We start from the raw sequence: 23,657 nt of genomic DNA, 5'->3' as shown, positions 1-23,657 counted from the left end.
CGTACAATGAATATTTTCTGTTCGGCAGAAAAATTAGCCATAAAAAACACCCCGTAAATGTTAGTTTGGTGTCTAACATTTACGGGGCAGTTCAGCTCGATGAAAATCGGGTTTGCCTACAGTTTTTTAGTATGAGCACAATTTGTCCGTCCAGGCACTCGCTTTCCGCGGTCGGGGTCTCCCCTAAATACACTCCTGTTCCAATCTTTTAAAACAAAATTTGGTTATCCTTCATGATTTTTTTATTGTTTTATATGGGACGAAACCATATTGGATTGAAGAAATTTGCGACACTCCTGCCGAATAACTGGCTAGCCGAGACCCCACAGACGCTTGCGTCAAGGAGGCTTGGCAGACAGTCGGCGGAAAGGGAGCGGATTTCTGAAATCAAGCTACTTCTTCTTGAGGTTTTGTAAAAATATGAACGTTGATTTCCCTTTCATTTTGATTAGATGAAAGCTAGGTTTAGCCCTTTAAAACGGCTCATTTCAATCCCTCAGCTTCATCTCCGATTCACTTTTATACCTCGGCCTCATGACCTCACTCGCCTCCAAACTGTATAAGTACACATCTTCCAAATATATCCTGTACTGAAAACTGATTACATGCGGTATTGTGCACAAATGTTTAAAGAGTATATTATTGTGCAGTACCTATGACAACATTCGGACTGAGAAACGCTACATTTTTAATAAGAAGTGAGATATCGTAGAAGCAGGGAGAGGGATTGAGAATGTTTTTAGATGAAAGAAGCGCCAATTTACTAAAACTATTACAGCATTCGCCCATTTCAAAAATGAAAGAACTTGAAGCCCAAACAGGTCTGACGAGAAGGCAGATTCAATATGGATTGAGCAAAGCGAATGACTGGCTCCAATTTCATGGATATCAACCGATTCAATATAATCGTGAAATGGGCTACTCCTTTTCTGAAACAATCAGGGATGAAGAATTGAATGTAAAACTGACAAAACGCAATTATATATTTTCAGAGACAGATAGGGAAAAGGTTTTTTACCTCATGATCCTGTTAAGCCAAGAAGAATTGTCCGTCTATTATTTCCAGACGATCACCGGGGTTTCGCGAAATACGGTGCTGAAGGATTTAAAAAGACTTAAAGAGAAAAACAGGGACATATCGCTCAAGATCCAGTATTCCAAACAAGATGGCTACGTGGTGATTGGGGAAAGCCGAACAAAGAGATATATCATTGAACGTCTCGTGCATGATGTACTGAACAGTCCCAATAGTGACTGGATCATGGAGTGCATATGGGGAAATCATGAAAAGCAAATCAGCTCGATCCGGTTACAGCTTGAAAGGGCCGAACGTAAATTGGGCATCACCTTTACGGATGAACGGCTTCATGAACTGAGCTATTTATTTCTATGTACAGATCAGCTCATAGGAAAAGGGGAAGAGTTACAGGCCGACCAGAGCTGGGCGCCGTTTGTTGCGACGGAAGAATACAAACTGGTTGAGGAGATGACCAGGACGAATGCCTTTCAATCAGTATGGAGTGAAACGGAAAACTTATACGCAGCCTTACATTTATTGAGCATGAATCGAACGAAGGATATTTCCCCTCTTAAGGATGATGAAGTCATTCAACACTTATTGCAGGAAATCGTGGAAGAGTTCGAGAGGCTGGCATTTGTTCACCTGAAAGACAAAGAGCAGCTATGCCAGCAATTATACGTTCATTTTAAACCGGCATATTATCGCCTGCGGTATGGTCTCCCGCAAATGAACCCGATGACGGGACGGGTGCAGAAGGTATATCCCGAACTGCATCATTTGACAAAAAAATCCCTGTGGGTGTTGGAGAAAGAGGTTGGCTGTCCAGTATCGGAAGAAGAAGTGGCCTATTTCACGATTTATTTTGGCGGCTGGCTGCGCAGGCAAGGGACAACATTGGATGATCGAAAACGGGCGATTGTCGTATGCCCGAATGGTATCGGCATCAGTAATATCCTCATTTATACATTGAGGGAATTATTTCCCGATATTTTGTTCCTGGATGTTTTGTCCGTTAGAAATGCAGCTGAATACCCGCTGTCGTACGATCTTGTTTTCTCGACGGTGCATATGAGAACAAAAGCGGCATTATTCGTTGTACCGCCGATTTTGGAAATGCAGGACAAACATACATTGCGCCAGCAAGTCATGCAGGAATTGTATGGATATACGACGGAAAGTGTGGATGTTGCAGCTTTATTAAAGATCATTTCCAAGTATGCAACCATCCATGAACAGGATCAGCTTGAAAAGGCTTTGAAATCGAATGTGTATACCCATACACCAAAAATAACCCAATTTTCTTTAAAGGAGGCAGAGAAGCCCGTGTTAGAAGAACTGCTCAATATGCAAACGATCCAATTACAGCAGCAAGTTTCCGATTGGAAAGAAGCCATTCAAGTCGCGGCCAAGCCTCTCGTGGACTTAGGTACCGTCGAAGAACGATATGTGGATGCCATGATCGAGGCCATAGAAACGAATGGGCCATATGTAGTGATAACGCCTGGAGTGGCGATTCCCCATGCACGTCCGGAGCAGGGGGTCAGGTCTTTATCCATGAGTTTGCTGAAATTGGATGAGGCCGTGGACTTTGCTCCGGATAAACCGGTCCGCCTGATTATCATTTTGGCGGCCGTAGATAACGATTCGCATCTGCGGGCATTGATCCAGCTCACTCAATTATTGAATGAGCCGGCCAATATAAAAGAAATCTTAAGCACTTCAGATAAATCGGTCCTTATGGAGTACGTTCATAAATATTCGAAGGAGGAAGCGGAATGAAAATCATGGTAGTATGCGGAAACGGATTGGGAAGCAGCTTCATCATGGAGATGAATGTGAAGAAAGCATTGACGGAAATGGGGAAGACGGCCGAGGTGGATCATACGGATCTCGCATCCGCAAAAACGGTTCAAGCTGACATTTTCCTGGGGGCAGCGGATATTGTCGGCCAGCTGGATGATGGAACCCGGACGATCGTCACATTGGAGAACATGATGAGCATCCCAGAAATCAAATCTAAATTGGAAATGCATGTAGGATAAAAAAAGGAGAGATTGATATGAAGAAAATCATGGTAGTATGCGGTAATGGATTGGGAAGCAGCTTCATCATGGAGATGAATGTGAAGAAAGCATTGACGGAAATGGGGAAGACAGCAGAGGTGGATCATACGGATCTGGCATCAGCAAAAACGGTTCAGGCCGATATTTTCCTGGGAGCGGCGGATATTGTCGGTCAGCTGGATGATGGAACCCGGACGATCGTCACACTGGAAAACATGATGAGCATTCCTGAAATCACATCGAAATTGGCTTCACATCTATAAGAAGAAAACATAAAGAAGAGGGGGAGAGGCAATGCTGGAACTTATCATGAATGACATCTTGGGCACACCTTCCATACTTGTGGGGCTGTTTGCCCTCATCGGACTGCTGTTACAGCGGAAATCCAGTGCGGATGTCGTATCTGGAACGCTAAAAACCGTCATGGGCTTCATTATCATCGGAGCGGGAGCGGCAGTGCTCATTGGCGCCCTTGATATATTCAGTAAAATGTTCGATCATGCATTCAACGTACAAGGCGTCATACCGAATAACGAAGCCATTGTCGCAGCCGCCCAAAGTGATTTTGGGACTTCGACTGCACTTATCATGGTATTTGGGATGGTTGTCAATGTTTTGCTTGCTCGATTCACGCCATTTAAATATATATTTTTAACGGGACACCATACCTTATTCATGGCTTGTTTACTTGCAGTCACCCTATCCGTCGGCGGGCTCAGCGGATTTCCGCTTATCTTGGTCGGCTCCATTCTATTAGGAGTATGCATGGTGTTGTTCCCAGCCCTCCTTCAGCCATACGTACGGAAGATTACCGGCAGCGATGATTTTGCCATCGGCCATTTCGGGACAATCGGATATTTCGTATCCGCGACTGTGGGAAAATGGTTTGGAAATAAGGAAAAAACGACAGAACAAATCAAGGTTCCAAAGTCTTTAGGATTCCTGAGGGACACATCGGTCGCTGTATCGCTTACGATGACGATGTTCTTCGTGATCGTCGCATTGTTTGCCGGGCAGAACTATATTGAAACGGAATTATCCGGCGGTTCGAACTTCATCGTATTCTCTTTCATCCAGGCGATAACATTTGCTGCAGGAGTCTACATCATCCTTGCAGGAGTACGGATGTTAATTGCTGAAATCGTCCCTGCATTCAAAGGGATTGCCGATAAAGTGGCACCGAATACAAAACCTGCATTGGACTGTCCGACCATCTTTCCATTCGCTCCAAATGCAGTGATCATCGGGTTTCTATTCAGTTTCTTGGCTGGACTATTATCCATGTTCCTCCTTCCGGCACTTGGATTGAAAGTAATCGTTCCAGGGCTCGTACCGCATTTCTTCACCGGAGCTGCAGCAGGTGTTTTCGGAAATGCCACGGGAGGCAGACGCGGAGCGATGCTTGGATCGTTTGCCAACGGACTCATCATCAGTTTCCTGCCGGCAATACTCCTGGTCTTCTTGGGGGATGTAGGGTTTGAAGGCACCACATTTGGTGATTCGGACTTCGGTGTGGTAGGTCTCTTGATCCTGAGTGTCATGAAACTTTTAGGATTATCCTAAACTGTTATACTGATAAGGTACAGAAATAAAAATATATGAATGAAACCAACAGCCTAAGATCTTATAGATAATGGGCTGTTGGCATTTTCATCATCATTCTGATTTTTGAGGTGATTGGCATGGCCAACAAGGCAATTGTGCTCGATTTGGATGGCACGACATTGAACGAAAGAAATACTGTGAATGAGACGCTGGAACAATACATAGGCGAACTTAGGGAAAGCGGTAAGCTGATTTTCATTGCAACAGGAAGAACGCTGGAAGAGGTGAGGGACGTTTTGCCGGCCGGCATGGAGGCCGATGGAATGGTCACCGCCAATGGAATGTCCGTATTCATCGGAAAGAAACAGATTGTCGAACACGCCCTGTCGACGGAACTTGTCGAAGAATTGGTCGCCAAAGCAGGAGCGGAAGAGATTTTTTACGAAGTTCATCCGAACGAAGGAACACGGATGGCATTACTTAAAGATAAAGACTATATGGTTAAACAAGGTTTGATACCAAAACCTGAGACAGTCGATGAAAATGAATGGCTATCAAGACAGGATGCAGTCGAAGACAAAATAAGATGGTCAGAACAACTGGATATAAGCAGCGTCGCCAAGATTTACTTTTTCAGCAATGAAATGAATACGATTCGAAAATGGAAAGCGGAGTTGGGGAAAATCAAGCAGTACAATGCCTTTACCACAGCTTCCTCCACCCATCATAATGTAGAAGTGACCGTGGAAGGCATCACAAAAGCAACAGGCGTTCAACTGCTGCTGAAACATTTTCAGCTAGCACCTGAAAATATCCTGGCAGTAGGCGATGGCGAAAATGACCTCCCGCTATTTAAACTCGCCGGACATTGCGTTGCCATGAAAAACGCCACTGACCTTGTCAAAGAACAAGCCGATGAAGTGACGGAGTATTCATATCGAGAAGATGGACTGTATCGCTTTTTAAAGGCTAAGTTTCACTGAAATCTGGAAGGGCGAGTGTCTTACGTTCTAAACAACGTATAAGTTTTGACAACTTAATTATGTCTACAAAAGGGGTCCGGAATGGTATCATTCCGGACCTTGATATTAAACAAGATTCCTTAATGGTTTTAAACTGTTTGAAACCCTCAAAGGATTGAAGAAATTTGCGACACTCCTGCCGAATAACTGGCTAGACGAGACCCCACAGACGCTTGCTTTGATGCGGCTTGGCAGACAGCCGGCGGAAAGGGAGCGGATTTCTGAAATCAACACCGAACGTTTTTAGGTCCAGTCCTAATTGGCATCTTGATTGAAGTGTTTTCAAGATCCACAGGTTACCTGATCATGGGGGCATTATCAATTGCTTCAACCATTCTTATCAAAACCTCCATAAAACGCTCAAAAAAAGAAGCTTCCAATGAAGAATTTCCTCTTGAAGAGATGCTGATTAATAGAAAATGATTCTTAGAAACAGGAGAGAGCAGTCCTTAACGGGTTTGCTCTTTTTTAGTTTGAGTCGGATGCTATATTTAATAAAACTACTATGTCATTTAAGGCTGATCGTCAAATTAATATTAATTAATATTTGGTTTTGTACACAATGTTTTACCTGAAAATTAATAATTGGAACGGAAGGTGCGAGACTCCTGCGGGAAAAGCGCGTCAAGGGGAGACCCCGCAGGCGCATGCCGAGGAGGCTCGCGGACCGCCCGTGGAAAGCGAGTGCCTGGAGTGGAAATCGACGCTGGTAAATCTTGATAATCTAAGACTATCATAGGGTCCAATTTACTTCACGTTATCAATAAAATGCATGCAGATTGTCTTAATGGCCATAATGATTTTTATTCACAAAATTTCATTAATATTGACCGTATCAATCTATGACTTTATCATAACAGCAGGATAATGATAATCATTTTCAATTATGATTAACTCGTGAAGAAGATATAGATGACGGGAAGGGTGCAAAATATGAGGGAATCTAGAAAAGTAAGAACGTTTGGGGGAGGAGCATTCATCCTGTTACTTGCTATTATGGTGATGTTATCAGGATGTAATAATTCTCAAAAAACAACAGAAGCAGAGAAGACTTCTGCTGATACAAGTAATCAAGAAATAAGGACGATTAAGCATGAAATGGGAGAAACGGAAATGAAAGATACTCCGAAAAAAATAGTTACACTTGAGTTATCTTTCGTTGATTCTTTAAACGCCCTAGGGATAAAACCTATCGGGATTTCGGATGACAACAAAAAAGAGATGATTACAAAACTTGTAGGTCAAGAGATGGATTATACTTCTGTAGGAACACGCGAGCAGCCAAATTTAGAGGTGATCAGTTCTTTACAGCCGGATTTAATCATTGCGGATGCTGAGCGGCATAAAGGGATTTATAAAGATTTACAGCAGATTGCTCCTACCATCGTTTTAAAAAGCCGGGAATCTACCTATCAAGAAAATCTGGATTCATTTAAAACGATTGCAAAGGCAGTAAACCAGGAAGATGCTGCAGCAAAAAGATTGAGCGAGCATGAAAAAACGATTAAGGAACTTAAATCAAAGCTTACTGTTGATTCAAATATGACGGTTTTACCAGCAGTTGTACGAGATACTTCATTCCAAGCCCATACTTCATCTTCTTATGATGGAGAATTGCTTGAGCGCATGGGATTGAAAAATGCCATTCAGCAGGAACTGCCACATGCCGAGATGAATCTGGAGCAGCTTGTCGAGATTGATCCGGATGTGCTGCTTTTAGCGAACAATGAGGGTAAGTTACTTACTGATGAGTGGAAAGACAATCCTCTTTGGAAAGACTTGAAGGCTGTAAAAAACGGACAAGTGTATAGTGTTGATCGAGATTTATGGACGAGATACCGCGGTGTTGTATCCGCAGAGGCCATTGCTAAAGACACTTTAAAAATGCTTGGAGAAGAATAGACGAACAAAAGCGAAGTAAGAGATCCCATTCTTACTTCGCTTTCCATTAGGATTAAATTTTGTCAGGAAGTGTGTTGTATGGTCAATGGAAACTGTAGGTAGAAGTAAACTGAAAGTATTATGTACGGCTATAGCTGGAATCGTTTTGTTAATTTTAGGCATCCTGGCGAGTATTTCTGTGGGAGCGGCCGATATTGATGCATCAATGGTTTTGAAGTCCTTTTTTGATGCCGACTCGTCCAAGGAACAGACTATTATAAGGACTCTTCGATTGCCACGAGCTTTAGTTGGAGCGTTGGTCGGTGCTAATTTAGCGGTAGCGGGTGCCCTCATGCAGGCTATTACCCGGAATTCATTAGCTTCTCCGCAAGTGTTTGGTGTTAATGCCGGTGCCTCATTTTTTATTGTGTCAGCTTTTGTTTTCTTTCCTAACCTTTCTTCCGTGTATCTAGTTTGCGTTGCATTCATTGGTGCAGCAGTGGGAGGGATGGCAGTCTATTCTTTTGCTTCGGGCGGAGGAATGACCCAAGTGAAGCTGGCATTGGCTGGAATGGCTGTTCACTTTTTTTTATCTTCTTTAACGCAAGGCATGATCATATTTAGTGAACAAGCGAAAGATGTGCTCTATTGGTTAGTCGGGTCTATTAGTGGAAAAACATGGGCGCACGTGAACATGATCCTTCCTTGGTCTCTTTTCGGTCTGCTTGTTGCTGCCATGTTCTCTCGATCTGTTTCCATCCTTGTTTTAGGAGAAAATATGGCGCAGGGACTTGGGCAGCGGGTGTACCGAATCCGGATTTTGGCAGGAATATTGGTGATCATTTTGGCAGGATCTTCGGTTGCCGTCGCAGGCCCAGTGGGATTTGTGGGATTGATCATTCCTCATATCGTCAGGAGACTGGTGGGCGGGGATTATCGAAGGATCATTCCTTTTTCTGCATTATTCGGCGCTTTACTCTTAGTTTACGCAGATATTCTCGCACGTTTCATCGCTTATCCTTTTGAGTCGCCGGTAGGCATCGTAACCGCTATAATCGGTGCGCCATTCTTCCTTTATTTAGCGAAGAGAGGGAGGAATATTAAGCAATGAAACTAAAACGGACATTTGGGTTGAAATCAACTTTGCCCCCTTATTCCATTATCCTGTTGCTGTCGGTTACCATGCTGATTTTAGCAATGGTGAGCCTGGGCTTAGGGGCCATTTATATTTCACCTTTAGAAATTCTCCAAAATTTCCTTGGAAATGGCATGCAAAGCCAGACATTCATTCTGCACAACTATCGCATACCGCGCATTCTAATTGCCGTGATAGTGGGGGCCGGATTGGCAACGGCCGGAGCCATTCTGCAAGGAGTCCTTCGAAATCCGCTGGCTTCTCCAGATGTGATTGGGGTAACAAAAGGGGCCGGATTGGCAGCAGTTATCGTCATTGTTTTATTTCCGCAATCGCCCATTTTCATACTGCCTCTTTCAGCATTTATCGGAGCGGCGGTCATGGCGGCCATTTTGATGATATTTGTTTATAAAAAAGGAGCACAACCAAATACGATAGCTTTGGTCGGAATCGCTTTAGGCGCCATATGTCAAGCTGGCATAGAGTATTTCATGGTCAAGTTCCCGGATGATGTAAACACGACACTGCTGTGGTTGACTGGCAGTCTATGGGGAAGAGGATGGGATCAAGTATTCATTTTGCTTCCATGTCTTGTGCTTGTACCGGTATTGATTGCATTAACTTCTAAAATGGATGTACTGAGCCTTGGAGACGATATAGCTACAGGTCTCGGTGAAAGGTCAAAATTACTGCGTTATATATTGTTAAGTGTTTCTGTCATATTGATCGGAGTCTGTGTAGCTGCGGTTGGTTCGATCGGGTTCATTGGTTTGATCGCCCCCCATATTGCAAGGAGAGTGGTAGGGTCAAAATTCAAGGTTTTACTTCCTGCTTCAGCTCTTTTTGGTTCGATCTTTCTACTTGTTGCCGATAGCCTGGGAAGAGGATTATTCCCTCCAATAGAAATCCCCGCCGGAATTATCACTGCGGTGATTGGTGTACCATATTTTTTATATCTATTGCGCCGTGAAAGAAAAATAACATAAGGAAGGCTGAATATCATGACAACATTATCAGCAGAGCATCTTTCGCTCTCTTATGGGGCAACTCAAATCATTGATAATATCGATTTGGAAATTCCTGAAGGTAAGATCAGTATAATCATTGGTTCCAATGGTTGTGGAAAATCTACCATTCTGCGGTCTCTAGCTAGATTATTGATGCCGCAGCAAGGCACGATCTATTTAGATGGAAAGGCCATTCATCAGCAATCTTCCAAAGAAGTGGCCAAGAAATTGGCCATCTTACCCCAAGCTCCGGAAGCTCCGGAAGATATAACCGTTAAAGAACTATGCTATTATGGCAGGCATCCGCACAAAGGCTTATTTTCCAGACAAACCCCAGAAGATCATAGGATTGTCGACCATGCCTTATCAGCAACAAAAATGACGGAGTTCGCTGATCGGACATTGGATGCATTATCTGGAGGACAAAGGCAAAGAGCATGGATTTCGATGGCCTTGGTACAAGAAACCGACCTTTTACTGTTAGATGAACCGACAACCTATCTAGATTTAGCGCACCAAATTGAAATATTGGAATTACTGCGTGATTTAAACGAAACGTATGGACGCACGATTGTCATGGTTCTGCATGATTTGAATCAAGCGGCACAGTATGCCGATCATCTGATTAGCATCAAGCAGGGAAAAATCTATAAAGAGGGACCGCCTGAAACGGTATTCACAAAAGAGATGATCAAGGACGTTTTCAGACTGGAATGCTGTATTATTGAAAACCCTGTTGATCAAACGCCTCTATGCATTCCCATTGGTTTATCTCAGGATTAGAAAAACTAGCGCCGGCCGTGCCGAAATAATTAAGTCAACATATTCATTGTTGGCTTTTTTTTCTTATTTACGAATGTTGGATAGGAGTTGCCAAGATATTTTAGATCAAGAGTTTAAATGTTAAAATGGAAAGACTTATATATTAAAGGAGACTTGTTATGGAAGCCAAATGTATTAAATTCTATGAGTTTGGGGATCCGCAAACGGTTTTAAAAGTTGAAAATAAATGTATTCAAAAACCTTTCGAGGGGGAAGTCCTCGTTCGGATGATCACACGTCCCATTAATCCGTCTGACTTGCTGCCCATTCGCGGTGCCTATTCCCACCGAATCCCTTTGCCTTCCATACCTGGTTATGAAGGGGTAGGCATTGTAGAAGAGGTGGGTCCAGCGGTTTCGAAAGAGCTGATAGGCAAGCGAGTTCTGCCTTTGCGCGGTGAAGGGACCTGGCAGGATTATGTTAAAACATCAGCGGAACTGGCGATCGTCATTCCGGATTCGATTGAAGGCCATATAGCAGCGCAGTTATATATAAACCCGATAACCGCATGGCTAATCTGTACTGAAGTATTAACTTTGAAACCGGATGATGTATTACTCGTAAATGCTTGCGGATCTTCCATTGGCCGTATACTCGCCCAGTTATCCAAGATTCTTGGATTTAAGCTGATTGCTGTAACGAGAAACGATAAGTATACGGAAGAACTGCTTGAACTTGGTGCGTCATATGTGATCGATACATCCCGATCATCATTGCATGATACAGTGATGGAAATGACGAATGGGCACGGCGCGAAAGCGGCCATAGATTCAGTGGGCGGCATCGATGGTTCAGAACTAGCTTTTTGTGTACGGCCTAATGGCATCTTATTAACGATTGGCCTTTTATCAGGACAGTCTGTGAATTGGGCGAAAATTTCACAAAGGACAAAAGTGGATGTTAGAATGTTTCATCTTCGGCATTGGAATCAGCAGGCTTCCGTTCGAACTTGGCATGAAACATTTAACCTTTTGATGGGGTTCATTGCAGATGAAAAGTTGAAGTTCATGATGCCGGATTCCCACTACAGCCTTCAAGATGTTCAAGAAGCGATTATTGTCACGAGCAATAAAGGGAAGATATTTTTAAGCAGCTGATTTCGCAAAGGATAACCACTTAATTGAAGGAAGCATTCATCTTGGTGCTCTTCCAATAGGTTCCTAAGGTAAATGGAAATGGCCCCTGATAATATGGAATTACTTGATTACCTGTAAGGTGCTAGTTTAGAATGCGGAATAGGACATGTTGATACTGATACGACTTTGGAGGAAATACTTATGAAAACAATATATGTGAATGCTACATTTTTTACGATGGACAAGGAAAACCAAATCATTGAAAACGGCATGATGATTGTACAAGATCATACCATATCCTACATCGGCCAGCATGATGAACAACAATTGGCAGATGCAGATCATGTGGTCAACCTTGGCGGGAAATGGATCATGCCAGGCCTTGTGAATGCCCATTCGCATATTGTAATGACCCTTTTACGCGGTATCGGGGACGATATGCTGCTGAAGCCATGGCTTGAAACGAAAATATGGCCGATCGAAAGCCAGTTTACAACGGAAATCGCCTCTGTAAGTTCACAGCTAGGCATTATGGAAATGATGAAATCAGGAACCACGACATTTTCGGATATGTTCAATCCTAATGGAATAGATGCAGGTGCTGTCATGGAGACGATAGGCAAAACAGGAATGCGCGGAGCCTTTTCCTATACGATCTTCAGCTTGGGTACCGAAAAAGACCAGAAAGCGAACCTCATGGGGGCTGAGCAGTTTTCAAAAAACTATAAAACATTTGCCGATGGCCGCCTGACTACCATGGTTGCACCACATAGCCCATATGCCTGCACACCTGAAGCGATCATGGAAAGTGCACGAATTGCAAAAGAGAATGATTTGATGGTGCACATCCACGTATCGGAAACGGACTTTGAAATCCTCGACATCCAAAAACGTTACGGATCCCGTCCTGTCGAGCACCTTCGCCGTCTAGGCCTGTTCGATCAGCCTACCGTCATGGCACATGGTGTGGTCCTTAATGATGAAGAACGGGCGATCCTAAAACAGCATGATGTTCGCGTTGCCCATAATCCAATCAGTAACCTGAAGCTCGGATCTGGGATAGCAGATGTCGTCAGCCTTCTTGATGCAGGCATTAAAGTGGGAGTGGCAACAGATGGCGTCGCCTCCAATAACAACTTCGATATGTTCGAAGAAATGAGGACAGCCGCATTACTGCAAAAGGGAATGTATAAGGATGCCACAAAATTCCCTGCCCAAACAGCACTCGCCATGGCCACAAGAATGGGCGCCGAAGCGATAGGCATGGGTCATACAGGATCACTGGAAGCTGGTAAAAAAGCAGATTTCATCACCATTTACCCATATAACAAAGAACACCTGCAGCCACTGAGTGAAGCCTATTCGCACCTTCTTTATGCAGCGCGCGGAAATGACGTATGTGATGTATACATCGATGGCAAAATGGTCGTGAAAGATGGCCGCTGCTTAACGATCGATGAAGAAAAAGTAATCGCCGAAACCAATCGTCTTCAAGGAACCCTATCACGATAACACTGATGGGAGAACAACCGGATGCACAGAAGAAAGGAGCTGCCATTTGCAGCTCCTTTTTTTTATGGGTTGCGGGAGTAATTATTTAGAGGTATCGAATGGCAGTAAAAAAGGAATGGCCGCTAGTATTGTGGAATAAATGGTTTACTTAGAAATCCGTTGTGAGTCCAGTTACGAAGTAAGCCAGCTAAAAATAGTAATAAAATGGGGACGGCAAAAACGGTTAAAAACGAGAAAATGCCGCTGACCGCAAGATGAGCCAACTGCTAATCAGCAAGCAGCTGGATAAAAAATCTTAAATCGCATGGTTCATGAATTACTGAAAATCTACGTATTAATTATTTACGATTTTCCTATTTCGTTTCTTCGAGGGAAATGGTTGAAAAAGGAGGATAAGATGAATGGACAGGGAATCTTCATTGTTAAAAGAGCATTTGTATCAGCTGGAGGAGAAATTGTTAAAATCTGAAGTTCGTACATCCCCAGAAGTGCTTTCATCCTTATTGAAAGATGATTTCTTTGAGTTCGGCAGTTCGGGTAACATATGGTCAAAAAGCGATTTTATGGGTCAAGAGGGAGCCGGAGCGGTGAACATGACATTAAGTCAATTTGAGATGCATCCATTGTCTGATGATACCGTGTTAACTACATACCGGATTTTTGATGAAGATAAGCTGGAACATACCTTAAGAAGTTCAATCTGGAAATGTGCGAATGGAAGATGGCAGATGTTTTTTCATCAAGGCACAAAAACAAAAGGGCCTCTTTAAGCCTTTTATTTATGAAAAAGAAAGTTTTTCCTGCTTGAAAACTATTTCACTAAAATGATAAGGGTGGATGAAGTTGATTTTTCGTACCATTGATACGGACAAAGATAAAGATACTATCATTAATTTCCGGAAAGATTCCTTTGTTGTAAGTTTTGGAACTGATGCTGGTTTTGGAGATGAACATGCATATCTGCAACGAATGGAAGAAAGGGTCCGCAAATTTCCGGATGGACAGGTGATCATTGAAAAGGACCAAGAACCGATTGGACAAATGGAACTTCAAATTCGGGAGTATGAAGGAACTGAAATTGGCTATGTGAATCTATTTTATCTTATTCCCGAATACCGCAGTAAAGGCCTTGGCAAGGAATTGGTTCGCTACGCAGAAAACTTTTTCAGGCAATTTAATGTATCCGAATATCATTTAAGGGTTTCTCCGGATAATCAAAGGGCGATTTCTTTATATACGAATTCAGGCATGGTGAAGATTAGGGAAGAAAATGAAAAATACCCTGTATGGAGAATGAGCAAATCATTATATTGATATAATTAAAAAGTGTCGATTCACTATACTATGAAACTATTTATCGCGATGAAAAATATGGTTGACTTTAGCGAAATTAGAATATATAGTGAAGGACATAATTAAATATAACGTTAATTCTTATCAAGAGATGTGGAGGGACTTGGCCCTATGATACCTCGGCAGCGGGTTTTTACTTTTGTAAAAATACTGTGCTAATTCCAACGGACGAAAGTTTGAAAGATAAGAAGGAGCTTTTCTTAGATAATTAATTTAAGAGTTTACTCTTTTTTATGTCTAAAAGAGGCCTCTTCTGTCTGATGACGGAAGAGGCCTCTTTTGTTTATTCAAAATGTATATGGTTATTTGGAGAATTGGCGCAATTACTCGTGAGTTTCACGTAATTACTCGTGAGTTTCGCGCAGTTACTCGTGAGTTTGGCGCAATTACTCGTGAGTTTGGTGCATTTACTCGTGAATTTCGCAGATTTACTCGTAAGTTTGGTGCATTTACTCGTGAATTTGGCGCAATTACTCGTGAGTTTGGCGCAATTACTCGTGAGTTTGGCGCAATTACTCGTGAGTTTCGCGCAATACTCGTGAGTTTGGCGCAATTACTCGTGAGTTTCACGTAATTACTCATGAGTTTGGCGCAGTTACTCGTGAGTTTCACGTAATTACTCGTGAGTTTGGCGCAATTACTCGTGAGTTTGGTGCATTTACTCGTGAATTTCGCAGATTTACTCGTAAGTTTGACAGAATTTAACCCTATCATTATGAAGCGTTGCAAAGCTCTTCTCTCTGGATAAGGAATTCGTACAAATAAACAGCATGGGGGGAGATTGGATGATTGAGTTTCAAGGTGTTAAAAAGGTTTATCAAACAAAGAAACAGACTGTCGAGGCTTTGAAGGGCATTGATTTGACAGTGGAAAAGGGGGATATATTCGGGGTAGTCGGTTATAGCGGGGCCGGAAAGAGTACGTTGATCAGGTTGGTCAATTTGCTTGAACATCCTTCAGATGGTTCGGTGGTTGTTGGGGGCAAGGATTTAACCAAATTAAGCCCGAAGGAATTACGGGCAGAAAAGAAAAAAATCGGGATGATCTTTCAGCATTTCAACTTACTAAACTCAAAAACTGTTTTTGATAATATTGCCATGCCGCTGGTTTTATCGGGAACTACTCCAGCTAAGGAAATTCAAAAACGTGTAGGCGAGCTGTTGGAGTTCGTTGGCTTATCGAGCAAAGCAAAGAGTTATCCGGAACAATTATCCGGCGGGCAAAAGCAGCGGATCGGCATTGCGAGGGCATTGGCTACGAATCCATCGATCTTATTGTGTGATGAAGCTACGTCGGCATTGGATCCACAAACAACGAGTGCAGTTCTGCAGCTATTAAAAAAAATTAATAAAGAATACAATATCACCATTTTGCTAATCACTCATGAGATGTCTGTCATTCGGGAAATTTGCAATAAGGTAGCGGTCATGGAGGGCGGCTGCGTCGTTGAACAAGGTTCGGTTTTCGAAGTTTTTGCCAAGCCGCAAACGGATATTGCAAAAAACTTCGTGAGAACGGTCATACATGACGAAATTCCACAAAGTTTCTTAAAAAGCATAGGGTCCCATATCCCGATTATTTGGAAAATTAATTTTATTGGAACTACTTCGGGTACTCCTTTACTTTCAACCATCTCGAAGAAATATGATGTTCATTTAAGTGTCTTATCAGCCAATATTTCTGAAATCCAGGAAACTCCTTTCGGGAATTTGATCATTGAAGTGACGGGGAGCAAAAATGAGGTCGACAAGGCTTATCAATATATTAAAGATGAGGGGATTCTCGTCCAGGAGGTGCAAGTATAAATGGGTAATACGCTTTGGGGAATGGAAATAACGGCAGAGCAGCTGTCGACAGCTTTCGGTGACACACTTTATATGGTAGCCATCTCATTGATATTTTCCGGATTGATCGGGCTTCCGCTCGGTATCCTGCTTGTCATTACAAGAAAGGGTCACATCCTGGAGAATAAATGGATTTTTAATGTATTGAACCCGATCATCAATATCCTGCGGTCCGTTCCTTTCATCATCTTGCTTGTAGCACTCATTCCGTTTACAAGAATGATTGTCGGCAGTGCGATCGGAACGAATGCGGCCATTGTTCCGCTAATCTTTTACGCGGCTCCTTATATTGCCCGGCTTGTGGAAAACTCGCTGTTGGAAGTGGACAAAGGGATCATCGAGGCAGCTCAGGCGATGGGGGCGACAACATGGCAAATCATTTACCGCTTTTTGATTCCCGAGGGACTTAGCTCGTTGATCCTAACATTTACAACAGCGACAATCGGGCTTGTTGGATCTACGGCGATGGCAGGTGCCGTCGGTGCCGGCGGGGTCGGGGATTTAGCCTTGGCTTACGGTTACCAAAGGTTCGATACGATGACGATGATCGTCACAGTAGCGGCGCTCGTGATCATCGTTCAATTATTGCAATCCACCGGGAATTTTGTTTCAAGAAAAATCAGAAGAAGATAAAAATAACAGGAGGTTGGAAAAATGAAAAAAATCTTATTAACGATCATGGTATTGGCATTGGCCATCGTGGCTGCAGCATGCGGGAACGAAGAGGGTGCATCAGGGAGTTCGGATGATGTGAAAACAGTGAAAGTCGGTGTCAGCAGCGGGGATACGAGAACATGGGAATACATTGTCGATTTGGCGAAAGAGGAAGGGCTTAATATCGAACTGGTCACTTTCAATGATTATATCCAACCGAACCTTGCGTTAAGTGAAGGTGAAATTGATGCCAATTCATTCCAAACGGTCGCCTATTTCGATGAATTCGTTCAAGATCAAAATCTGAAATTGGAGGCCATCGGGTCGACTGTCATTGCACCTATGGGCCTTTATTCGAAAAAACATAAAAGTCTCAAAGATCTTCCGGATGGTGCTACGGTAGCCGTTCCGAATGAAGCAACAAACTTTGGCCGTGCACTGCTCCTGCTTCAGGAAGCTGGATTGATTACATTGAAAGAAGAATTCAATGGATCGGGATCATTGGAAATCATTAAGGAAAATCCGAAAAACTTGAAAATCCAACCTGTTGCTGCCGGCAATACACCGCGTCTATTGGATGATGCCGATGCTTCAGCTATCAATAATAACTTTGCCGTCGAAGCAGGCCTTACATTAAAAGATTCTTTATTCCATGAAAGTAAAACGGCGAAACCATATATTAATATCATTGCAGTTAAAAAGGGTAATGCCGATCGTCCTGAGCTGCAAAAATTAGTGGAGCTTTACCAATCGAAAGAAGTGGAAGCGTTCATTGAAAAAACGTTTAAAGGAAACACCATTCCTGCCTATGTTTCTGTAGATGAATTAGTGAATTACCAGGATGCATGGACAAAACCAGCTAATGAAAAGTAATGGATGTATTCAAGAAAAAGGGGAGATTAAGACATGGCGAGAGAATTAGTGCTGAAGCAGCATAAGCAAATCATTGAAGATCATATCGACCTTCATTCCGAATTATATATCGAAACGAGTCAAGCCATTCATGCCAAACCTGAAATTGGAAATCAAGAGTTCTTCGCTTCGGATACATTAACCGGAATACTTCAAAATGAAGGATTTGAAGTGACCCGTAATATTGCCGGGCATGAAACAGGGTTCATCGCCAAAAAAACCTCTTCAAAGAAAGGACCTACAATTGCCTTTTTAGCCGAGTATGATGCATTGCCGGGTTTAGGCCATGCTTGCGGACATAATATCATCGGCACAACGAGTGTGGCAGCAGGCATTTCCCTGGCTCAAGTGCTGGAGGAAACGGGCGGAGAGGTGATCGTTTTCGGAACACCGGCTGAAGAGGGAGGGCCGAATGGAAGTGCAAAAGGAAGCTTTGTGAAGCACGGTCTATTTGATGGGGTGGATGCGGCCATCCTTATCCATCCTGCCGGGCAAACGGGTATAACAAGTCCGTTTTTGGCTGTCGACCCCCTTGATTTTCATTTTTACGGGAAGTCAGCACATGCAGCAGCTGCACCTGAAGAAGGCGTGAATGCACTTGACGGGGTGATTCAGCTGTTCAATGGCATTAATGCTTTGCGCCAGCAGCTCCCTTCAGAGGTCAAAATTCACGGAATCATCACCAATGGCGGGGAAGCGCCTAACATCATTCCTGAATATGCTTCCGCCAGATTTTACATTAGAGCAACAACATGGAAACTTTGCCAGGAAGTATCCAATAAAATACGTGCTGTTGCTGAAGGGGCAGCACTTGCCACAGGAAGCACGGTTAAAGTGGAACGTTTCCAAAATGAAGTACTCGATTTTGTCATCAATCCAGTTCTGGATGGACTGCTAAAAGAAGAACTGACTCAATTAGGGGAAGCGGTGGCTCCTCGAAAAGAGAGTGGCTTTGGCTCGACGGATGCAGGTAATGTAAGCCATGTAGTGCCGACAGCACATCCTTATATAAAAATTGGACATGATGAGTTGATTGCCCATACGAATGAATTCCGCGACTGTGCCAAATCTTCTGCTGGAGACAAAGCCATCCTGACCGGAGCAAAAGCTCTAGCACTTACGGGGTATAAATTGCTTTCGGATAAAGACCTGTTGGATCAAGTGAAAGCGGCATTTCATGAAGCGAAGCAAAAATAAATAAGATGCAGGAAAAAATAGTTGACTGCGGATAACAGAGTTAGTATTATAATAATACCGAGTAATTAAATAGGAATTATAGGTTAATTGACCGGAAAACCGGAGACTTTTCTTTCATGTAAAGAGGTGTCTCCGGTTTTTTTGTGAATGGGCAAGTCAATACGTATTAAAAGGAGGATTTATCATGGGGACATTATTGCGTAAAGCCATTGAGAAAAAAAGGAACTTCCTGATCAACAAGTTGATTAACAAGGGAGTTTACAAAAAGAATGACATCCATCTATTTGAATTGACCTTAACCGATTTAGAGAATGAATATATTAAAATAAGTAAAATTGAGGAGAAGGAATCCGACGATCATTCCCCCTGTCTAAGGAAACATTTCATATTCTATGAGAATAGAAGGAGAGGGTGAAATGGGGAAGGGCTTGGAAGAAAGGCGGAAGGAATTAATCTATAAACTTATGATCCATACTGTAAATAAAACGGTGGAACAGCTTATGAAGTTAACCTTGAAAGAATTGGAAAAAGAATATAAAAAGGTTCAAAATGACTGTCACCCCCATAGTGATGCGGGTTCTATACATTGGGTCCATACAAAACGGCATTAGGGTGAATGTGGAACATTAATTCACCATAAAAAATTTCATCATTTTGCTAACGGCTGCTTGTGCTGATTCTGCATGATATTTTGAATGGTAAGGGTCGCTGAATCCGTGTTCTCCCATGTATTTATGAACTTCGACATTCTTACTTTCTAAAGCTGAAATTAACTCGTCGACATTAAATGAGGGCTCTTCTAGTGGGAAAAATAGCAGTGCAGGGCATCGTGGCGCCAATTCTGCATAATTCCTAATACGCGAACCGTAGTAACCAACAATTCCATCGACACACTCTTCCTCACTGCACAGCCAAGCTACAGTTGCCCCTGCACTGAATCCAAGAATGAAAATCTTTTGGTATTCATCTTTTATATCCGATAATATATCCTTTATCTTATATGAAGCACCCGTGAAACCTACGTTCTCCATAAAATGTCGATAAGCAGCATCCTCTTGGGAATAATCAAATGGCCTCCCACGTTCTAACAAATCCGGACAGATCACATCAAAACCCTGTTTTGATAATAACTCACAATAACCCTGCATATGTTGATTCAGGCCATATATTTCGTGAATGACAATGATGACAGTATCGGACTTTTTCTGTATGTTCAGCATTTTTTACCTCCTTATGCGAATTTCTTCTATTATAAATACAGCCGTCTCCCTTCAGACGCTATATCCGAAGGGGTATAGCAGTTATTTTTTAATAAACATGGAAATGAACTAGGTTCTCTTTCAAATGAATGATTAGGTATAGGGAAGTTCTTTTCCTTCTAAATATGCCTTTAAGTTAGCCAAACTAAGTTCATATCCGTCCATGTTAATGGATACTCTAGTGCCTTCGGATTCTGGGAATATTTCAAAAGTGAAAACGAGTTTATCCGAATCCGAAGAATAAGAAAACCTTTCGTAAGGGATTATCTCTTGGATTGTAAAGCTCATTGGGATGCTTTCATTCTCTTTAAGATTGTTATGTGCACTAGGCATTAATACGAAGATTGCCTTTTCTCCAACCTGGAGTTTAGGAATATTCCATTTTGAACCCGGGGCATACCATTTTGAAATGATTTCATCATTCGTGATCGCATTCCAAACCGTTTCTTGGTTTTCATGAATTAGAACAGAGTTCCTATCATTATTCATTTGACTAACTTCCGTATTTTTCTTGGATTATATAGAAAGTTCAGGAAATATACAAGACCCCACTAAGCTTATTTAACCGCGTGACAATATTGTAAGACGGCAGCTTAAACTGTTAGGAAGAACGATGGCGATATATTTCCTTTCTCTTTAATATGTAAGAAAAAGAGGAAGGTTGGGTATGAAATGGACTTTTTTGAGTGGAATACCAATGTATTCAGAATGATCAATGACTTAGGGAAACAGTACGATTATTTAAACCCTTCTGCCATTTTCATTGCCGAGTACATGGTATTTTTATTAGCTTTGGCAGTCATCATAATATGGTTCACTCGAAATGAACAGAGTAGGATGATGGTTGTTTGTGGGATGATTACGTTTGTAATGGCTGAAATGATGGGAAAAATGGCAGGGAGATTACATTCGAATAATCAGCCATTTGCCGAATTGGCCAATGTTAATCAGTTAATTGAAAAAGCAGTGGATAATTCATTTCCAAGCGACCATACCATCTTGTTTTTCTCGTTTTGTGTATCTTTTTGGCTTTTCAAAAGAGGATGGTGGTTGTTATGGATCATGCTGGCTTTCCTTGTTGGCATTTCCCGTATTTGGGTAGGTGTCCACTTTCCGGGGGATGTGCTGGCAGGAGCAATACTGAGCACCATTTCAGGATTGGCGGTTTACCTTGTTGTTCCTAAAATAAGCGTGATTCATAAATTATTAGGGGGATATGAGAGGTATGAAGAAATGGTTCTATCCCCATTAACTAAATCGAAGGAAAAAAAATCAAAGGATTTGTAAGCGAAAACAGGGTTGCTCAGGCAGCCTTTTTTTTATAATACAAAAATATCCATATGGTGATTCTGATGGTAAAATTAAGTGAAAGCAATCCATCGCAATGGGGGGATTAATATTGATTGATATCCAAGAAATCAAAGACATTATCAGGCATCGCTATCCATTTCTTTTAGTTGATAGAGTTTTGGAACTGGAAGAAGGAAAGAGGGCGGTGGCCATTAAAAACGTCACGGCAAATGAAGAGTTTTTTTCTGGTCACTTTCCCGATTACCCAGTGATGCCAGGTGTGTTGATCGTGGAGGCATTAGCACAGGTAAGTGCTGTTGTCATGCTTACAAAAGAAGAAAATAAAGGACGGATCGGGCTTTTGGCCGGGATCGATGGATGCCGTTTTAAAAGGCAAGTAAAACCAGGGGACCAATTACGTTTAGAAGTGGAGATTACTCGCTTGAAAGGTCCTATCGGTAAAGGAACAGGAAGGGCTACTGTCGAGGGGGAAACTGTATGCGAGACAGAGCTCATTTTTGCTTTTGGTGATTGATGGTGATACCGATAAAAAAAGCTTACGGGTATGTGACAAGAATCAATAATGGAGAAACACAGGTATTGGTTTTTCAACATCCCATTAAGGAAGCCGGTATACAGATACCCAAGGGAACGGTGAAGCCTAAAGAAGATGCTTACCAAGCGGTGATTAGGGAAATGAAAGAAGAAACAGGTCTGGAAAATTTTCATGTGGAGAAATTAATAACAGAAGATTTTTGGGAGAACGTCGATGGTGCCATACATAATAGATATTTTTATCAAATAAGGGTATCGAATGTTCCTGATGAATGGGACCATCAGCCGACTTGGTGGAGGAGATGAAGCGGGGCTGACATTTCATTTCTTCTGGATTTCATCCGAACATGAAGTGCAACTTATCAAAGGGCATGGAGATTATTTAAACCGGATATTTACTTAACCTGCAGTTTATCACAGCCGGCCAAGATCATTATTGATCTTGGCCGGCTGTTTTTTAATGATCAGGTTTGTTTCTCGGTAATGAAAGTTTTTACGGTTGGCGGTTCATATGTAATGAATTGATCAAGAAGCCCATTTGGTTCAACATCTACCAGCGCCATGGAACGGAATTTTTCATGCAGGAACTGTTCGTCAGACATATGGTTGAATAAAGCGACCAAAGGATCATAATAGTGATTGATATTTAAGAGTCCGCAAGGTTTTTGATGAAGACCAAGCTGAGCCCAAGTGAAAATCTCAAAGAATTCTTCCAATGTTCCTGGCCCGCCTGGCAAAGCCATGAACCCATCTGCAAGCTCAGCCATTTTTGCTTTTCTTTCATGCATGGATTCCACGACGATCAGCTCGGTTAAGTTCTTATGTGCTATTTCCTTTTTTTCTAGGAAATCTGGCATTACGCCAATTACATTTCCGCCTGCTTCCAAGACGGAATCTGCAACTGCACCCATGATTCCTACACTTGAGCCTCCATAAACAAGGGTAATCTTACGTTTTGCCAATTCCGCACCCAGTTTTTTAGCCTCTTCTACATAGACAGCAGATGCACCTTTGCTTGATCCACAAAATACAGCTAGACTTTTCAAAATATCACATCTCCCATTTAGTAATCTTCCTTTCTTATCATACAAAATTAAAGGGGATTTGTTAAACTTGAATGATAAAAAAGAAGGGTGGATGGATATGAACGTCACTGAATTTCAACAATGGGTAAAAGATTATTATGAAGCACGGGGATGGTCAGAATTGGACATCTTCATTCGCATTGGCTTTTTGGCAGAAGAAACTGGCGAGGTTGCACGAGCCATTCGCTCCCTTGAGATCGGCAGGGATAGACCTGATGAAGTTATTGGTTCGTTTGAAGAGAACATACAGGAGCTAACCGAAGAATTGGGAGATGTGTTAGGAAACTTGATTGTGATTGCGAACAAATACAATATCCCCTTGGAGGAAGTGTTCAATGCCCATAAAAAGAAACTATCTGAACGTTATAATCAAGCATAAGTTTCTTCTCGTTTAATAGGTGAACAAGAAGTTAATTTCAGTAAA

28 protein-coding genes and 1 riboswitch are annotated in these 23,657 nt (G+C 42.3%); of the genes, 25 read left to right on the top strand and 3 right to left on the bottom strand.

The annotated features are described in order from the left end of the window. The first annotated feature begins 233 nt into the window (after nucleotides 1-233). The 21 genes from ACZ9AO_RS17660 to ACZ9AO_RS17560 all read left to right on the top strand — a co-directional run bounded on the left by ACZ9AO_RS17660 (nucleotide 234) and on the right by ACZ9AO_RS17560 (nucleotide 19,655). Nucleotides 234-416 (top strand): hypothetical protein, encoded by a 183-nt coding sequence (locus ACZ9AO_RS17660; RefSeq protein ID WP_251542330.1) that lies wholly within the window; start codon nucleotides 234-236, stop codon nucleotides 414-416. 317 nt (nucleotides 417-733) lie between these two features. Then, the gene (locus ACZ9AO_RS17655) at nucleotides 734-2,800 is read left to right on the top strand and encodes a BglG family transcription antiterminator (RefSeq protein ID WP_476109613.1); all 2,067 of its coding nucleotides are present in this window, start codon (nucleotides 734-736) and stop codon (nucleotides 2,798-2,800) included. Next, on the top strand, nucleotides 2,797-3,063 hold the full coding sequence (locus tag ACZ9AO_RS17650; RefSeq protein WP_048883162.1) for a PTS sugar transporter subunit IIB: 267 nt from the start codon (nucleotides 2,797-2,799) through the stop codon (nucleotides 3,061-3,063). Before ACZ9AO_RS17655 ends, ACZ9AO_RS17650 begins: the two co-directional genes overlap by 4 nt. 17 nt (nucleotides 3,064-3,080) lie before the next feature. Then, a complete protein-coding gene (locus ACZ9AO_RS17645) occupies nucleotides 3,081-3,347 on the top strand; it encodes a PTS sugar transporter subunit IIB (protein ID WP_048883161.1) in 267 nt (88 codons plus the stop codon). 31 nt (nucleotides 3,348-3,378) lie between these two features. Beyond that, nucleotides 3,379-4,647 (top strand): PTS ascorbate transporter subunit IIC, encoded by a 1,269-nt coding sequence (locus ACZ9AO_RS17640; protein ID WP_048689424.1) that lies wholly within the window; start codon nucleotides 3,379-3,381, stop codon nucleotides 4,645-4,647. 119 nt (nucleotides 4,648-4,766) lie between these two features. Further along, entirely contained in the window at nucleotides 4,767-5,612 is an 846-nt protein-coding gene (locus ACZ9AO_RS17635; RefSeq protein ID WP_251542325.1) for an HAD family hydrolase, read from the top strand. 972 nt (nucleotides 5,613-6,584) lie between these two features. Then, nucleotides 6,585-7,553 carry an ABC transporter substrate-binding protein gene (locus ACZ9AO_RS17630; protein WP_340877517.1) on the top strand — a complete coding sequence of 323 codons (969 nt, stop codon included), beginning with the start codon at nucleotides 6,585-6,587 and terminating at the stop codon, nucleotides 7,551-7,553. Between the two features lie 85 nt (nucleotides 7,554-7,638). After that, nucleotides 7,639-8,643: a FecCD family ABC transporter permease gene (locus tag ACZ9AO_RS17625; RefSeq protein WP_476109612.1), complete on the top strand. Its 1,005-nt coding sequence runs from the start codon at nucleotides 7,639-7,641 to the stop codon at nucleotides 8,641-8,643. Further along, nucleotides 8,640-9,653 (top strand): FecCD family ABC transporter permease, encoded by a 1,014-nt coding sequence (locus ACZ9AO_RS17620; RefSeq protein WP_476109611.1) that lies wholly within the window; start codon nucleotides 8,640-8,642, stop codon nucleotides 9,651-9,653. Before ACZ9AO_RS17625 ends, ACZ9AO_RS17620 begins: the two co-directional genes overlap by 4 nt. Nucleotides 9,654-9,668: 15 nt before the next feature. Then, nucleotides 9,669-10,457: an ABC transporter ATP-binding protein gene (locus ACZ9AO_RS17615; protein ID WP_476109610.1), complete on the top strand. Its 789-nt coding sequence runs from the start codon at nucleotides 9,669-9,671 to the stop codon at nucleotides 10,455-10,457. Between the two features lie 158 nt (nucleotides 10,458-10,615). Next, nucleotides 10,616-11,593, top strand: coding sequence for a zinc-dependent alcohol dehydrogenase family protein (locus tag ACZ9AO_RS17610; RefSeq protein ID WP_476109609.1), 978 nt, complete (start codon nucleotides 10,616-10,618; stop codon nucleotides 11,591-11,593). A gap of 180 nt (nucleotides 11,594-11,773) precedes the next feature. Continuing rightward, nucleotides 11,774-13,084: an amidohydrolase family protein gene (locus ACZ9AO_RS17605; RefSeq protein ID WP_476109608.1), complete on the top strand. Its 1,311-nt coding sequence runs from the start codon at nucleotides 11,774-11,776 to the stop codon at nucleotides 13,082-13,084. Between the two features lie 401 nt (nucleotides 13,085-13,485). Further along, on the top strand, nucleotides 13,486-13,854 hold the full coding sequence (locus ACZ9AO_RS17600) for a nuclear transport factor 2 family protein (RefSeq protein WP_289350875.1): 369 nt from the start codon (nucleotides 13,486-13,488) through the stop codon (nucleotides 13,852-13,854). 73 nt (nucleotides 13,855-13,927) lie between these two features. Then, entirely contained in the window at nucleotides 13,928-14,398 is a 471-nt protein-coding gene (locus ACZ9AO_RS17595) for a GNAT family N-acetyltransferase (RefSeq protein WP_476109607.1), read from the top strand. Between the two features lie 117 nt (nucleotides 14,399-14,515). After that, a riboswitch (SAM riboswitch) is annotated at nucleotides 14,516-14,627 on the top strand. Between the two features lie 102 nt (nucleotides 14,628-14,729). After that, complete coding sequence (locus tag ACZ9AO_RS17590) at nucleotides 14,730-15,011, top strand: hypothetical protein (RefSeq protein ID WP_476109606.1); 282 nt, start codon at nucleotides 14,730-14,732, stop codon at nucleotides 15,009-15,011. A 211-nt stretch (nucleotides 15,012-15,222) separates the two neighbouring features. After that, nucleotides 15,223-16,242: a methionine ABC transporter ATP-binding protein gene (locus ACZ9AO_RS17585; RefSeq protein WP_476109605.1), complete on the top strand. Its 1,020-nt coding sequence runs from the start codon at nucleotides 15,223-15,225 to the stop codon at nucleotides 16,240-16,242. Between the two features lie 21 nt (nucleotides 16,243-16,263). Then, nucleotides 16,264-16,914: a methionine ABC transporter permease gene (locus tag ACZ9AO_RS17580; protein WP_034304722.1), complete on the top strand. Its 651-nt coding sequence runs from the start codon at nucleotides 16,264-16,266 to the stop codon at nucleotides 16,912-16,914. A gap of 21 nt (nucleotides 16,915-16,935) precedes the next feature. After that, a complete protein-coding gene (locus ACZ9AO_RS17575) occupies nucleotides 16,936-17,808 on the top strand; it encodes a MetQ/NlpA family ABC transporter substrate-binding protein (RefSeq protein ID WP_336866077.1) in 873 nt (290 codons plus the stop codon). A gap of 33 nt (nucleotides 17,809-17,841) precedes the next feature. Further along, nucleotides 17,842-19,044 (top strand): M20 family metallopeptidase, encoded by a 1,203-nt coding sequence (locus tag ACZ9AO_RS17570; RefSeq protein ID WP_476109604.1) that lies wholly within the window; start codon nucleotides 17,842-17,844, stop codon nucleotides 19,042-19,044. Between the two features lie 184 nt (nucleotides 19,045-19,228). Beyond that, nucleotides 19,229-19,459, top strand: a complete 231-nt coding sequence (locus ACZ9AO_RS17565; protein WP_063594715.1) for a Fur-regulated basic protein FbpA — start codon at nucleotides 19,229-19,231, stop codon at nucleotides 19,457-19,459. Between the two features lies 1 nt (nucleotide 19,460). Further along, entirely contained in the window at nucleotides 19,461-19,655 is a 195-nt protein-coding gene (locus ACZ9AO_RS17560) for a Fur-regulated basic protein FbpA (protein WP_476109603.1), read from the top strand. A gap of 15 nt (nucleotides 19,656-19,670) precedes the next feature. On the opposite strand, the gene ACZ9AO_RS17555 is transcribed toward ACZ9AO_RS17560, so the two are convergent. Together ACZ9AO_RS17555 and ACZ9AO_RS17550 are read right to left on the bottom strand one after the other, a co-directional pair. Further along, nucleotides 19,671-20,264 (bottom strand): dienelactone hydrolase family protein, encoded by a 594-nt coding sequence (locus ACZ9AO_RS17555; protein ID WP_476109602.1) that lies wholly within the window; start codon nucleotides 20,262-20,264, stop codon nucleotides 19,671-19,673. Between the two features lie 132 nt (nucleotides 20,265-20,396). Beyond that, a complete protein-coding gene (locus ACZ9AO_RS17550; protein ID WP_476109601.1) occupies nucleotides 20,397-20,792 on the bottom strand; it encodes an SRPBCC family protein in 396 nt (131 codons plus the stop codon). 183 nt (nucleotides 20,793-20,975) lie between these two features. On the opposite strand from ACZ9AO_RS17550, the gene ACZ9AO_RS17545 reads away from it, so the two are divergent. The 3 genes from ACZ9AO_RS17545 to ACZ9AO_RS17535 all read left to right on the top strand — a co-directional run bounded on the left by ACZ9AO_RS17545 (nucleotide 20,976) and on the right by ACZ9AO_RS17535 (nucleotide 22,454). Then, nucleotides 20,976-21,590 carry an undecaprenyl-diphosphatase gene (locus ACZ9AO_RS17545; protein WP_476109600.1) on the top strand — a complete coding sequence of 205 codons (615 nt, stop codon included), beginning with the start codon at nucleotides 20,976-20,978 and terminating at the stop codon, nucleotides 21,588-21,590. A 112-nt stretch (nucleotides 21,591-21,702) separates the two neighbouring features. Next, nucleotides 21,703-22,128 (top strand): 3-hydroxyacyl-ACP dehydratase FabZ, encoded by a 426-nt coding sequence (gene fabZ, locus ACZ9AO_RS17540; protein WP_063575217.1) that lies wholly within the window; start codon nucleotides 21,703-21,705, stop codon nucleotides 22,126-22,128. 2 nt (nucleotides 22,129-22,130) lie between these two features. Beyond that, nucleotides 22,131-22,454, top strand: a complete 324-nt coding sequence (locus ACZ9AO_RS17535; protein WP_476109599.1) for an NUDIX domain-containing protein — start codon at nucleotides 22,131-22,133, stop codon at nucleotides 22,452-22,454. A gap of 158 nt (nucleotides 22,455-22,612) precedes the next feature. Here ACZ9AO_RS17535 and ACZ9AO_RS17530 read toward each other — a convergent pair whose 3' ends face one another. Next, complete coding sequence (locus ACZ9AO_RS17530) at nucleotides 22,613-23,194, bottom strand: LOG family protein (protein WP_063594709.1); 582 nt, start codon at nucleotides 23,192-23,194, stop codon at nucleotides 22,613-22,615. A gap of 97 nt (nucleotides 23,195-23,291) precedes the next feature. Between ACZ9AO_RS17530 and ACZ9AO_RS17525 the strand changes: the two genes are divergently transcribed. Further along, complete coding sequence (locus tag ACZ9AO_RS17525; RefSeq protein ID WP_048687358.1) at nucleotides 23,292-23,612, top strand: MazG nucleotide pyrophosphohydrolase domain-containing protein; 321 nt, start codon at nucleotides 23,292-23,294, stop codon at nucleotides 23,610-23,612. Nucleotides 23,613-23,657 lie beyond the last annotated feature (45 nt).

It is taken from the genome of Peribacillus sp. TE19612 (genome assembly GCF_056279465.1).
The sequence above is the reverse complement of the archived record's forward strand: the minus strand, read 5'-3'. Positions and strand labels throughout refer to the sequence as shown.